We start from the raw sequence: 12557 nt of genomic DNA on the forward strand, positions 1-12557 counted from the left end.
CTCTGTCGCACACACTAGCGTCTCTGCGCGCGTGCTCGGTTCACCCGGGATCGCGTCCGGTAGCGTGGGGGCGTGATCCGCCCCCGTCCCGCCGTGCGCCCATGCACCTGAAGAGCCTCACGCTCAAGGGGTTCAAGTCGTTCGCGCAGCCGACGACCTTCCAATTCGAGCCCGGCGTCACGTGCATCGTCGGTCCGAACGGATCCGGCAAGTCGAACGTCGTCGACGGCCTGGCCTGGGTGATGGGTGAGCAGGGTGCGAAGACGCTTCGCGGCGGAAAGATGGAAGACGTCATCTTCGCCGGAACCTCCACCCGCGGCCCGCTGGGGCGTGCGGAGGTGCAACTGACCATCGACAATGCAGACGGTGCCCTGCCGATCGACTACTCCGAGGTGACGATCAGCCGGACGCTGTTCCGCAACGGGTCGAGCGAGTACGCCATCAACGGGGAGTCCTGCCGTCTTCTGGACGTGCAGGAGCTGCTGAGCGACTCCGGCCTGGGGCGTGAGATGCACGTGATCGTCGGCCAGGGCCGCCTCGACACCGTGCTGCAGGCATCCCCGGAAGACCGCCGCGGCTTCATCGAAGAGGCGGCGGGGATCCTCAAGCACCGGCGCCGCAAGGAGAAGACGGTCCGCAAGCTCGACGCGATGGAGACCAACCTCACCCGCCTGAGCGACCTCGCCGGCGAGGTGCGCCGCCAGCTCAAGCCCCTCGGACGCCAGGCCGAGATCGCCCGTGAGGCGCAGACCATCGCGGCCGTCGTGCGCGATGCGAAGGCCAGGCTGTTCGCCGATGACGTCGTGGCGCTGCGTACAGCGCTCAACGACCACGTCCGCACCGAGCAGGAGCGCCACGGAGAACGACTGGTGATCTCCGCGGAAGTCGACGCGGTGCACGCCGAGGTCGTGCGGCTCGAGGCGCTGCAGGACACCGCCGCCGTGGATGCCGCGCGCAACACCCTGTTCGGGCTCGAACAGGTCCAGGAGCGCATGCGCGGCCTGTACACGCTCGCCAATCAGCGGCTTGCGCTCCTCGGCAGCGAGGAGGACGATGCGGCGGTCGGCGCGGTCAACGTGACCGCCGGCATGATCGACGACGCGCGGACGGAGCTCGACGAGATCGCCGCGGGGGTCGAACCCTCCCAGGACGCCGCCGCGGATGCATCACGGGAGGTGGTGCGTGCGCGGGCGGAGCTCGACGCGCTGGACGTCGACATCGCCGAGCAGAGCGCGCTCGTCTCCGAGCACGACATGCGCCTGAACACGCTGAAGGGCCGTGCAGACGCAGCCCAGTCGGCCCTGGCCGCTGTGCGGGGCGCGGTGCTGCGTCAGGAGAACGCTCTCGCGGCGGCCGAGGAGCGCCGTCGCGAAGCAGCGGAGGCGCTGGCCGCGTTCGAGGAGAACGCCGCCCCGGCTTCCAGCGCGGCGGAGTACGCGGCCGCCTATGAGGAGGCACAGACCGCGGCGACGGCAGCGGAGGCGGAGCTGGAGCAGATCCGCGACCGCCTCCATGCCGCCGAGCGTGAGGCTGACGCTTTGACCGCCAAGGTCGCCGCGCTCGGCAGTGCGCTTTCGGTGACCGGCGGCGCGGCGGAGATCGTCTCGGGCGGCGGTGCGGGAATCCGCGGCCTGGTGGGAGACGCCGTGCAGGTGAAGGCGGGCTACGAGGCGGCGATCGCCACGGTGCTCGGTCCTCTCACCGAGGGCGTGCTGGTGGACTCCGCCGGCGACGCCTACCGCCTGGCCGCCGAGATCTCCGGAGCGGACCGCGGCACGATCGAGATCGTGATCGCGGATGCCTTCTCCGCCGTATCCGACCGCACCGCTGCGGCGGGAACCGTGCTCGCCCGTGACGTGGTGACCGCTCCTCCCGGTGTGATGGGCGTGCTTTCGCACGTGCTGATCGCCGACGATCTCGACGCGGCCCGCGATGCGCTGCACGCGGCGGAGGCGGACGGCGCCACGATCGTCACCCGCACCGGCGAGGTCGTGACGGCCTACACCCTGCGCGCGGGCAGCGGAGGGGAGCGATCCCGCCTCGAGCTGGCCGCGGAGCGCGATGCCGCCCGCGATCGGCTCGACGAGGTCACGGTGATCGCAGACAGCGTGCGCGCGGCGCGCAGCGACGCGACGGAGCAGGTCGACAGCACCCGGCGGCGCGCACGCGAGACGCTGCAGGCGCTGCGAGAGCACGATGCGGCCCTCGCCGCGCACGCCGAGCAGCTGAACAGGGTGACGGTGCGCCACGAGTCGGCCGTCGCAGAATGCGAGCGCCTGGAGGCCGACCTCGCGCAGGCGCGTTCGGCGGTCGCAGACGCCGAGGCGAAGGCACGGGCAGCCGTCGCGGAGCACGACACCGCGCAGGAGGCACCGCGTCCGATGCTCGACGCCTCGGCCCGCGACGGCCTGCTGCAGGCACTGGAAGACGCCCGAGAAGCGGAGGTGCAGGCCCGTCTGGAGGTCGAGACGCTGCGCGAGCGGGTCCGTGCCGCACAGAACAGGGTCACGAGCCTGGAACGGCAGCGGGAGAAGGAACGGGAAGCGGCTGCGGAGGCTGCGCGCCGTGCGGTGATCCGCCGGGCGCAGCGGGAGACCGCGGCCGGGGTCGCCGGGGAGCTCCCGCGCATCCTCGACTCGATCGACCGCTCCGTCGCCGAGGCGCGTCTCGCCCTCGGCGAGGCGGAGGCCTCCCGTGCCGCCCAGAGTGAGGAGATCGTCCGGCTCCGTGCGCAGGAGACCACGCTCCGCGAACGGCTCAGCAGGCTCACCGAGAGCGTGCACGGTCTCGAACTGCAGATCCATGAGAAGAAGCTGCACCTGACGAGCCTGCTCGAGCGCGTATCGTCGGAGCTCGCGCTGGACGAGGACGTCCTCGTGGCAGAGTACGGTCCCGACCGACTGGTGCCCCGCGACCCGGGGGATGCGGGCGGCGACGGCCTGCTCAGCACGGAGGGCGATGAGATCGCCGAGCCGTCCGGGATCCCGTTCGACCGCCGCATCCAGGAGCGCCGGCTGCGAGACGCCGAGCGCAAACTCGCCCAACTGGGCAGGGTCAACCCGCTCGCGCTCGAAGAGTTCGCCGCGCTCGAGCAGCGGCATGCGTTCCTGACAGAACAGCTCGCTGACCTGCAGCGCACCCGCGAGGATCTGCGCACCATCATCTCCGAGATCGACGAGCGGATGCAGACGATCTTCGCGAGCGCATTCGAAGACACCCGTCAGGCGTTCGGCGAGGTCTTCCCGGTTCTGTTCCCCGGAGGGGCCGGCAGCATCTCGCTCACCGACCCCGATGACATGCTGAACACCGGCATCGAGGTCGCTGTGCGGCCGGTCGGCAAGAAGATCGAACGTCTCTCCCTCCTCTCCGGCGGCGAGCGGTCGCTCGCGGCGGTCGCCCTGCTGGTGGCGATCTTCAAAGCCCGCCCGAGTCCGTTCTACATCCTGGACGAGGTGGAGGCAGCGCTGGACGATGCGAATCTGGGCCGCCTGCTCAGCGTCTTCGAGCAGCTGCGTGAGAGCAGTCAGCTGCTGGTGATCACGCACCAAAAGCGCACCATGGAGATCGCGGACGCCCTTTACGGCGTCTCGATGCGGCAGGACGGCGTCTCCGCGGTGGTCGGCCAGCGGGTCGGCGATCGGGCGGCAGAGCGCGCCTCCTGAGCGGGCCCCGGGGTCTGCCGCCGTCGTTCGGGAGATCCTGCCCGATCGACCCGGCACCGAACTCAGGAAAGAACGGGCGCGGAGGCCCCGAAATAGGAGTTTCGAGGGTGTGGCGCGGAGTCTGCCTGAGTTAGGAACGACGCGGGGGACCGGACTCGTCGGCAGCGGCTCTTATCCGCGTCTCACGATGCGGGAGAAGGATGACGGCATGGAGGTCGTCCCGTGTCCCATTTCCTGACCGTCGTGGGGCGTCCGACCCCGCGGCTCCCGGCCGGCGAGGAGTTTCACGCCCGCCCGATCGCCACGTCGCGCCTGCTGCTGCGCCCGCATCGCATGGACGACGCGGATGCCTGGTACCGCATCCAGTCCGACCCCGAGGTGATCCGGTATCTCCCGTGGCGGCTCCGCGACCGGCGTGAGTCGCGTCATCATCTCCGGCTCCGCACCCGCCAGACGGTGCTGCGGCGTCCCGGGGACTTCCTGGCGATGGGGGTCGAGCACGACGGAGCGCTCATCGGCGACGTCTCGGCGCACCTGCGTATCGTCAGCCGCGAGATCCGCACGGTCGAGGTGGGATGGATCATCGCATCCGACGTCACGGGGCACGGTTATGGCCGTGAGGCCGCTCAGGCGCTGCTGAACACGGTGTTCACCGAGCTTCGTGCCAAGCTGGTGCTCGCGGTGATCGACCGGCGAAACGGAGCGTCGCTCGCCCTCGCGCGGCGCCTCGGCTTCGAGGTCGTCGGCCGGGAGGGCGCGCTCGTGGTCACCCAGCTCCGGGCGGAGCAGACCGAGGCCGTGAGGAGGGCCGGATGATCGGGGCGGAAGGTGCGGAGGTGCTCGTCGTCGACGACGACGACGGCGTGCGTCGTGCCCTCGTCCGTGCTCTGACGCTCGAGGGTCTCCACGTGCGCGAGGCCGCCGACGGCGAGAGCGCGCTGCGCGAGGTCGGCACCCGGGCACCGGACGTGGTGCTCCTCGATGTCGGCCTCCCCGGCATCAGCGGCATCGACGTGGTGCGCCGTCTCCGGCTCGATGCCCGCACCCTCCCGGTGTGCATCCTCTCCGCCCGCGACGAGGTGGACGATCGCGTCGCGGGCCTCGCCGCTGGCGCAGACGACTACGTCGTCAAACCCGTCGCGGTGGGGGAGCTGTCGGCGCGGCTGAAGGCGCTCGTCGCGCTGCACAGGGCGCGCTACGAGCGCGCCCTGCAGGTGGGTGAGCTCACCGTCGACTTCGAGAGCCGCACCGTCATCCGCGGGGGTCGTGATCTGGAGGCCACCACCCGGGAGTTCGACCTGGCCGCGGCCTTCGCCCGGCATCCGCACCAGGTGCTCAGCCGGAGCCAGCTGCTCGAGCAGGTGTGGGGCTACGACTGGGAGACGGAGAGCAACGTGGTCGATGTGTTCGTCGGCTACCTCCGCCGTAAGCTCGAGGCCGGTGGCGAGCCGCGCATTCTGCACACGGTGCGCGGGGTCGGGTTCGTGTTGCGACCATGAGGGTCTTTCGAAGTCTGCGCAGCCAGCTCGCCGCGAGCGCGGCCGTGCTCGTGCTGCTCATCGTCGCCGCATCGGGGCTCATCATCGTGCTGCAGCAGGACGCCGCGGCGCGCGCCGACGTCGACGAGCGCCTTCACGGGCGCCTGATGAAGGTCATCGGCGACGACAAGAAGCATGATGACAAGAGGCCGCCCGCCCCGGCCGGGGAGGCTCCCGGAGACGCCCTCGGGAAGCGGTTGCTCGCGGGCAGCGACTCCATCGTGCGCGCGATCGTCGACGGGGAGGTGCTTGCTCAGCGCGGCGAGACGGTGGAGGACCCGATTCCGGTGCCGACCGAGCTCGGTTACGCGACAATCGACGTGGGCGGCGAGCAGTGGCGCTCCCTGGTCGGTGAGGACGAGGACGGCATCCGCTTCCAGGTGTTGCAGCGGCTGACGCCGATCCAGGAGGAGCTGCGTGCCAACACGCTGCTCGTGATCGTCGTGACCGCGATCGCCACGGTTCTCGCGGCCACCGGCGGATGGCTCGTGGGACGCCTCGTTCTGCGGCCCCTCGAGAGGCTTGCGACCGCGGCCTCCGCGATCCGCGTGGAGCACGACGTGGCCTCCCGGCTGCCCGAGGTGGTCTCGCCACGCGAGGTCGCCGAGCTCTCCGAGACGCTGCGCGAGATGCTCGAGCGCATCCAGAGCGGGATGCTGGCGACCCGCCGCTTCACCGCCGACGCCGGACACGAGCTGCGCACCCCGCTCGCGAGCCTCGGCACCTACCTGGACATGCTCGAGCGCAACCCCGGCCTCTCCGCGCCGGAGCGCGGCGAGATCGTGACGGCGGCCGCCGTGGAGCATCACCGCATGGTCGCGCTGCTGGAGGGGCTGCAGATGCTCGCCCGGGGCGATGCCGAGGCGCTTCCCGAGCGCGAGCCGGTGGATCTGCTCGATCTTGCGACCGATGCGATCGCCCGGGCCCGACGCACCCATCCGTCGATCTCGTTCACGTTGCACGACGCTCTCCCCGAGGACGCCGCGCTGGTGCGGGGCTGGCCGACGGGGCTCCGGCTCGCGGTCGACAACCTGCTCGACAACGCGGCACGGCACGGCAGGGCCGCCGGCGGGGTGCGCCTGGACCTCGGCCTCGACGGTGATGCCGTCCGCATCCGCGTGTGCGATGACGGCCCCGGTATCCCACAGGAGCGCCGCGACGCGCTCAAGGAGCGATTCGCGCGCGGGCCCGACGCGCGCGGCGACGGCTCTGGTCTCGGGCTCGCCCTCGTCGAGCAGCAGGCCTCCTTGCATGACGGGCGTCTCGAGCTCGGTGGGAGCGAGGAAGGCGGTCTGGCCGCCACGATCGTGCTGCCGCGGCGGGGGCCCGGCGCGGCGCGCTGAGCTCAGGCCGGCCGGTTCCTCCCGTGGCGGCTCGCGAGGACCTCACGCAGCGTTGGCAGTACCCGTTGGTCCTTCGGGCGGTTGGCGGCCTGCTTGGAGCGGATGATGTCGGCGAGCGACGCGATGCGGATCTCGCTGCCGTGGATGCTGGCGATGCTGGCGTCCTGCACGAGGTCGGCGTACCCGTCGGTGCCGCTCGGGCTGAAGCAGACGCCGAGGTCGCCGTGCGGTGTGCGCAGATCCCGGATCGTCTCGGCCGCCACCGATCCGGCGTCGTGTCGGACGGGCGGCTCATCGCAGCCCTCGGGTGTGCGTGTTCGGGCGCCGAGCTCTGTCAGAGCGGCCGAGAGGCGTCCCCTGTTGCCTTCGGAGGCCTCCGGCGTGATGTCGACACCGTGCGTCAAAAAGGGCGCCGCCTGCAGGAAAGCCGCGTAGCCTCCGATCACGACGAAGCGCACGCCGTGCGCACGGAGAGTCTCGAGAATCGGCAGGGGATCGAAGTCCGGCTCGGCCATGGAGTCAGGCGACAGACGTCACGAGACCGCCCCGGAGCGTGTTCGCAGATCTCATGAGCTGGTCGTGTCGTTGCTCCGGAGTCTCGTCGAGGGCCCGGCGCGCCTGCAGCCACTCGGAGTCGTCGCGCTCGACGAGCGTGACGAGAAGATCCATGCCCATCAGGCGCAGGTAGCGGATGACGTCGTCGAAGCTCGGCGAGGTCCGGCCGGACTCCAGCCGGGCGATGGCCGACTGCGTCGTGCCGGCGAGCTCGGCGAGCTGCTGCTGCGTGAGCCGGCAGCGCTTGCGCGCTTCGCGGATGAGATCATTGCCGATGCCTTTCATATCGCGAGCATAGCGAACGTGCAATATAGCGGAAGTGCTGTATGCCGCCGGTGTACGTAGGATTGACCCATGGCGGAGAAACCCTGGTCCCTCGGTCGCGCGCTGCGTGGCCTGTTCGTCAAACCCACGATCGACGAGACCACGTGGGAAGACCTCGAGACGGCCCTCATCACCGCCGACTTCGGCCCCGATATCACCGAGCGGATCGTGGACGAGCTGCGCGAGAAGGTGGACCGGTACCGCACCACTGATCCGGCCGATCTCCAGCGGATGCTCAAGGAGACCCTCGAGGAGCACTTCGCCCGTTTCGACACCACCCTCAAGCTCACCGAGCGCCCGGCCGTGGTGCTCGTGGTCGGCGTCAACGGCGTCGGGAAGACCACGACGATCGGGAAGTTCGCGAAGTTCCTGCGCACCTACGGCCGCTCGGTCGTGGTGGGCGCGGCCGACACCTTCCGCGCTGCCGCCGTCGACCAGCTCGCGACGTGGGCGGAACGCGGGGGAGCGGCGATCGTGCGCCCGCAGCACGAGGGGCAGGATCCGGCATCCGTCGCGTTCCAGACCGTGGCCCATGCGCAGAGCACCGGCACCGAGATCGTCGTGATCGACACCGCCGGCCGTCTCCACACCAAGGGGGGGCTGATGGACGAGCTGAGCAAGATCCGCCGCGTGATCGAGAAGCAGGCGCCCATCAGCGAGGTCCTGCTCGTGCTCGACGCCACCACGGGCCAGAACGGCGTGATGCAGGCTGAGGCGTTCCTGCAGCACGCCGGCGTGACGGGGCTGGTGATCACCAAGCTGGACGGCTCAGCGAAGGGCGGTTTCGTCCTCGCCGTTCAAGAGCGCACCGGTATCCCGGTCAAGCTCCTGGGGCAGGGAGAGGGCATCGACGACCTCACCGGCTTCACTCCGCATCTCTTTGCCGCGTCGCTGGTCGAATGATCGGCGCTGTTCGCCTCCGCGCCTCGGCGATGCGGGGTTCCGGTCCTCGCCAGAGCCTGGTTTCATAGCGTCATGGCCATCGAACACGACTTCTTCGGCGTCCTGTCCACCGGATCGGACGGAGCGGTGTTCTGGTCCGAGACCGTCGAGTACGCCGATCAGGCGGTCCGCGTCGACCTCACCGCGAGCGATCAGGCCGGCGTCACCCGCAATGCGCTCGACATGGCGGCCGCTCTGATCGTCGGCCTGGAGCAGATCGACGCCACCGTGCGACGGGCGATGCTCGCGGAGGTGGACGATCGCACGAGTGAGGTCACCGAATACATCCTGCAGCGTCAGGAGCTGCACGGCGCGGCGCTGGCAGACATCGTGGTCGACTTCTCCGGCGATGCCGCCGTCGACATCATCCGCTCATTGCTGCTGATCGGCATGACGGTGCTGCCGGACGAGTTCGGCGGACCTGGCCCGTTCGCGGTGCTCGAGTACGCCCTCGATGCCGATGGCGACGAGGACGCTCTGCTGGTGAATGTCGGCTCAGACGGCGTCGTGCAGTCGGTGATGAGCGCCGGCTGATCCGGCACGGAGTGCGCGGCGCGCACCCCGTGCCGGCGGTCACACGGCCTGGGCGAACCCCTGTTCGACGCCGTCGGCGATGTGCGCGAGATGCGCCGGGATCGGGCGGCCCTGGGAGAGCATCGACGTCGCCCACAGCCGGCCGGCACGGTAGGAGGAACGCACGAGCGGTCCGGCGAGGACGCCCAGGAAGCCGATGCGCTCCGCCTCCTCCTTGAAGCCGATGAACTCGGTGGGCTTCACCCAGCGCGCCACCGGGAGGTGGCGCGGCGACGGTCGCAGATACTGCGTGATGGTGATGATGTCGCACCCGGCGTCGTGCAGGTCGTGCAGCGCCTGCACGACCTCTTCCGGCTCTTCTCCCATCCCCAGGATGAGGTTGGACTTCGTGATGAGCCCGTCCTCACGGGCGCGCGTGAGGACGCCGAGCGAACGCTCGTAGCGGAACGCCGGGCGGATGCGCTTGAAGATCCGGGGGACCGTCTCGACGTTGTGGGCGAACACCTCGGGACGGCTGTCGAACACCGTCTGCAGCTGCTCCGGATCGCCGTTGAAGTCTGTAGCGAGCAGTTCGACGCCCGTGTTGGGGTTCAGCTCGTGGATCTTGCGCACGGTCTCGGCGTTGAGCCACGCCCCTCCGTCGGGGAGGTCGTCGCGGGCGACGCATGTGACCGTCGCGTACCGCAGCTGCATGCGCTGCACGCTCTCGGCCACCCGTCGTGGCTCGTCGGTGTCGTAGTCCGCGGGCTTCCCGGTGTCGATCTGGCAGAAGTCGCACCGCCGCGTGCACTGCGACCCGCCGATCAGGAAGGTCGCCTCCCGGTCTTCCCAGCACTCGTAGATGTTCGGGCACCCGGCCTCCTGGCAGACGGTATGCAGCTCCTCGGTCTTGACCAGGGTGCGTAGCGCGGTGTATTCGGGGCCGGTCTTCGCCTTCGTGCGAATCCACTCCGGCTTGCGCTCGATCGGCGTCTCGGCGTTGCGCACCTCGAGGCGCAGGAGCTTGCGTCCGTCCGGTGCGGTGCTGGTCATGCGGCGGCCTCCCCGTCGGCGTAGACGGCGGCGAGAGCGTCGGCGACGGCGTCGACGACGTCTGCGGGCGCGACCCTGTTCCCGGTGACCTCGTAGATCGATGTCACGCCGGCGTCGCTGATGCCGCAGGGGACGATGCGCGAGAACGCGGTGAGGGCGTTGTCGCAGTTGATCGCGAAGCCGTGCATCGTCACGCCCTGCTGCACCCGCACGCCGATGGCGGCGATCTTGTCCTCCGAGAGCGGGCGGCGCACCCAGACGCCGCTGCGGCCATCCACACGGTAGCCGTCGATGCCGAAGGGGCGGAGCACGTCGATGAGGATCCCCTCGAGACGGCGCACGTGGCCGACGACATCCATCGGCTCGTGCAGCCGGACGATCGGGTAGCCGACGAGCTGGCCGGGGCCGTGCCAGGTGATCTTGCCGCCGCGATCGACGTCGATCACCGGCGTGCCGTCCACCGGTCGCTCATGCGGCTCGGTGCGGCGTCCGGCGGTGTAGACCGCTTCGTGTTCGAGCAGGAGCAGCGTGTCCGGTCGCTCGCCGGCGACCACCCCCGCATGCACCCGGCGTTGGAGGTCCCAGCCGTCCTGATAGGGGACGAGGTCGGGGGACAGGCCGACCCGGTCGATCTCGAGCATCATGCTCCTTCGCGTGTTCCCGGATGTTCGCCGGATTGATGGATCGGGTCTAATAATAGCGTTAACCTCCTCGGGGTAGCGTGGGGCGCATGACCGGCGAGCATCGAGCGGGACGCCCGCGGGCGTCCTCCCGTGAAGTTCTGGCCGAGGCGGCGTGTGAGCTGTTCCTCGAACAGGGATACGAGGCGACCTCCGTCGCCGACATCACTCGCCGGGCCGGGGTGAGCCGGTCGAGCTTCTTCAACTACTTCTCTTCCAAGGGCGACGTGCTCTGGTCGGGCCTGGATGCCCGCATCTCCGACGCATCGGATGCTCTGGCGGTGCTCGGGGCAGACGCCGACGGGGCGTCTGTTCGCGCGGTGCTGCGTGCTGTGGTGCATGCCTTCGCGCCCGATCCGCTTGCGCTCGCGATCCGGCATGCCGCCGCGATGGGTCTCGACGACGAGCTCGTGCGAGAGACCGGCGTGCGGCACGCGCGGCTCAGCGCGGCGATCGCGACGGCGGCCGAAGCCGCCGGGATCGATGCGCTCCGCGCCGAGCTGCTGGGGGCTGTGCACGCTGCCGCTGTGCTCTCGGCGCTGCGGGTGTGGGCTGAGCGCGGTGCGGGCACCGGCAGCCCCGAGGGCGTGCTCGACGAGGCGCTGGTCGCCATTCGCGATCTGCCTTGGGGCTGATCGCGGTCTTTCCGCATCGCCTCGACGGCGGCCGTGGGCCGACCCTGCGGGCGCCGTGCGGGGGCATGGCCCCCAGCGGGGGATGAACCCGCGGGGTCGGCGTGGACGAAACGTGTCGATCCGGACAGGTCATGAGCAGGACCAGACCCAGGAGGACCCATGCCAGACTCCGATGACCTGCTCGACCGTTCGGCACCGCCGCTTCGGGCGACGCCCGACCCTCGGGCGATCTCGCGGATGGTGGCGGAGGCCGCTGCCGCCGAGCGTGCGCCGCGGCGGCGCCGAGCGTTGCTGACCACCGCAAGCATCGTGGGGATCCTCGCGCTCGGCGGCGGGGTCGCCGTCGCCAGCGATGCATTCGACTGGTCGCCCTGGGCGCGCGAGCCGGACACCGCCTTCGCGTATGAGCTCCCCAGCGGTCGGGAATGCGAGGTGCGCCTGGTGGCGAAAGAGGTGTCCGGTGCCACCGGCGCGCCGACGCTGGACCCCGCGTTCCGGCGCTGGCTGTCGTCCACGGACCTGCTGGGCGTCGTCGATCTCGACGCGGCGTCCGCAAGCCTCACGGCCACCGGGAGCGAGGAGTGGATGTCGGTGATCGACGAGGACGGTGCTGTCATCTCGGTCCCACGCACGCCGGAGGGACCGAGCGAGGACGACCGTTACGCCGAGACGCTGATGCGGGCGGTGGTCCTGGAGATCTCCGCATGGCACCAGGAGAACTCCGACGACCCGGCATGGGCGGTCGGCGTCGAGCAGCACTGCGAGCAACGGTGAGGCCCCGACAGCGGATCGTGTCCGCTCTCGAGGCGCATGCCGCAGACATCCTCGCCTACCTCGAACGGCGCGTCGGCCCGGACGAGGCGCCCGACCTGCTGGGCGAGACCATGGTCGTCGCCTGGCGTCGAGTCGACGAGCTGCCGGCCGACGATGAGCGCGCCCGGATGTGGCTCTTCGGCATCGCCCGCGGAACCCTGCGCAATCACGCGCGGGGCGAGCGCCGGCGCTGGGCGCTCGCCGACCGTATTCGTGCCACCGCGCGCGACACCGTGGTGGCGCCGGCCTCCGACGAGGGCATCGAGGTGCGTGATGCCATCGCCCGGCTCGACCAGGACCTCGCCGAGCTCGTGCGGCTCGTGCACTGGGAGCGCATGACGCTGGTGCAGGCCGCAGAGCTCCTCGGCATTCCGGCGTCCACGGCCCGCTCGCGCTACGCGCGTGCCCGAGAGCAGCTGCGCACGCTGCTCGGCGCTGTGGGTGCGGGGTGATCCGCCGGCCGGTCTCGTGCTCTGCCGGCGGCGGCGCTGCGGGTTCT

The 12557-nt window shown here is 70.4% G+C and carries 13 protein-coding genes; 9 read left to right on the forward strand and 4 right to left on the reverse strand.

All coding sequences use genetic code 11. The features are described from left to right. Positions 1-101 precede the first annotated feature (101 nt). The 4 genes from smc (at position 102) to AC3RXY_RS04565 (ending at position 6543) form a co-directional block, all read left to right on the forward strand. A complete protein-coding gene (smc, locus tag AC3RXY_RS04550; RefSeq protein ID WP_491509711.1) occupies positions 102-3662 on the forward strand; it encodes a chromosome segregation protein SMC in 3561 nt (1186 codons plus the stop codon). Between the two features lie 222 nt (positions 3663-3884). Beyond that, positions 3885-4478, forward strand: a complete 594-nt coding sequence (locus AC3RXY_RS04555) for a GNAT family N-acetyltransferase (RefSeq protein WP_491509712.1) — start codon at positions 3885-3887, stop codon at positions 4476-4478. Continuing rightward, positions 4475-5161 (forward strand): response regulator transcription factor, encoded by a 687-nt coding sequence (locus AC3RXY_RS04560; RefSeq protein WP_491509713.1) that lies wholly within the window; start codon positions 4475-4477, stop codon positions 5159-5161. Before AC3RXY_RS04555 ends, AC3RXY_RS04560 begins: the two co-directional genes overlap by 4 nt. After that, positions 5158-6543, forward strand: coding sequence for a HAMP domain-containing sensor histidine kinase (locus AC3RXY_RS04565; protein ID WP_491509714.1), 1386 nt, complete (start codon positions 5158-5160; stop codon positions 6541-6543). The genes AC3RXY_RS04560 and AC3RXY_RS04565 overlap by 4 nt, the downstream gene beginning before the upstream one ends. A gap of 2 nt (positions 6544-6545) precedes the next feature. On the opposite strand, the gene AC3RXY_RS04570 is transcribed toward AC3RXY_RS04565, so the two are convergent. Next, on the reverse strand, positions 6546-7058 hold the full coding sequence (locus AC3RXY_RS04570; RefSeq protein WP_491509715.1) for a hypothetical protein: 513 nt from the start codon (positions 7056-7058) through the stop codon (positions 6546-6548). 4 nt (positions 7059-7062) lie between these two features. Next, on the reverse strand, positions 7063-7383 hold the full coding sequence (locus AC3RXY_RS04575; protein ID WP_491509716.1) for a helix-turn-helix domain-containing protein: 321 nt from the start codon (positions 7381-7383) through the stop codon (positions 7063-7065). A gap of 69 nt (positions 7384-7452) precedes the next feature. Here AC3RXY_RS04575 and ftsY point away from each other — a divergent pair, with 69 nt between their 5' ends. Both ftsY and AC3RXY_RS04585 read left to right on the forward strand, forming a co-directional pair. Further along, the gene (ftsY, locus tag AC3RXY_RS04580) at positions 7453-8325 is read left to right on the forward strand and encodes a signal recognition particle-docking protein FtsY (protein ID WP_491509717.1); all 873 of its coding nucleotides are present in this window, start codon (positions 7453-7455) and stop codon (positions 8323-8325) included. Between the two features lie 72 nt (positions 8326-8397). After that, positions 8398-8898: a DUF2004 domain-containing protein gene (locus AC3RXY_RS04585; RefSeq protein ID WP_491509718.1), complete on the forward strand. Its 501-nt coding sequence runs from the start codon at positions 8398-8400 to the stop codon at positions 8896-8898. Positions 8899-8937: 39 nt separating this feature from the next. On the opposite strand, the gene lipA is transcribed toward AC3RXY_RS04585, so the two are convergent. Both lipA and lipB read right to left on the reverse strand, forming a co-directional pair. Next, positions 8938-9930 (reverse strand): lipoyl synthase, encoded by a 993-nt coding sequence (lipA, locus tag AC3RXY_RS04590; protein WP_491509719.1) that lies wholly within the window; start codon positions 9928-9930, stop codon positions 8938-8940. Continuing rightward, positions 9927-10571: a lipoyl(octanoyl) transferase LipB gene (lipB, locus tag AC3RXY_RS04595; RefSeq protein ID WP_491509720.1), complete on the reverse strand. Its 645-nt coding sequence runs from the start codon at positions 10569-10571 to the stop codon at positions 9927-9929. Before lipB ends, lipA begins: the two co-directional genes overlap by 4 nt. A gap of 89 nt (positions 10572-10660) precedes the next feature. Between lipB and AC3RXY_RS04600 the strand changes: the two genes are divergently transcribed. From AC3RXY_RS04600 to AC3RXY_RS04610, 3 genes are all read left to right on the forward strand, one after another. Continuing rightward, the gene (locus AC3RXY_RS04600) at positions 10661-11245 is read left to right on the forward strand and encodes a TetR/AcrR family transcriptional regulator (protein WP_491509721.1); all 585 of its coding nucleotides are present in this window, start codon (positions 10661-10663) and stop codon (positions 11243-11245) included. 159 nt (positions 11246-11404) lie between these two features. Further along, entirely contained in the window at positions 11405-12019 is a 615-nt protein-coding gene (locus AC3RXY_RS04605) for a hypothetical protein (protein ID WP_491509722.1), read from the forward strand. Positions 12020-12036: 17 nt separating this feature from the next. After that, positions 12037-12510 (forward strand): RNA polymerase sigma factor, encoded by a 474-nt coding sequence (locus tag AC3RXY_RS04610; RefSeq protein ID WP_491509723.1) that lies wholly within the window; start codon positions 12037-12039, stop codon positions 12508-12510. The last annotated feature ends 47 nt before the right edge of the window (positions 12511-12557 follow it).

This window comes from Microbacterium longlingense (genome assembly GCF_058349825.2).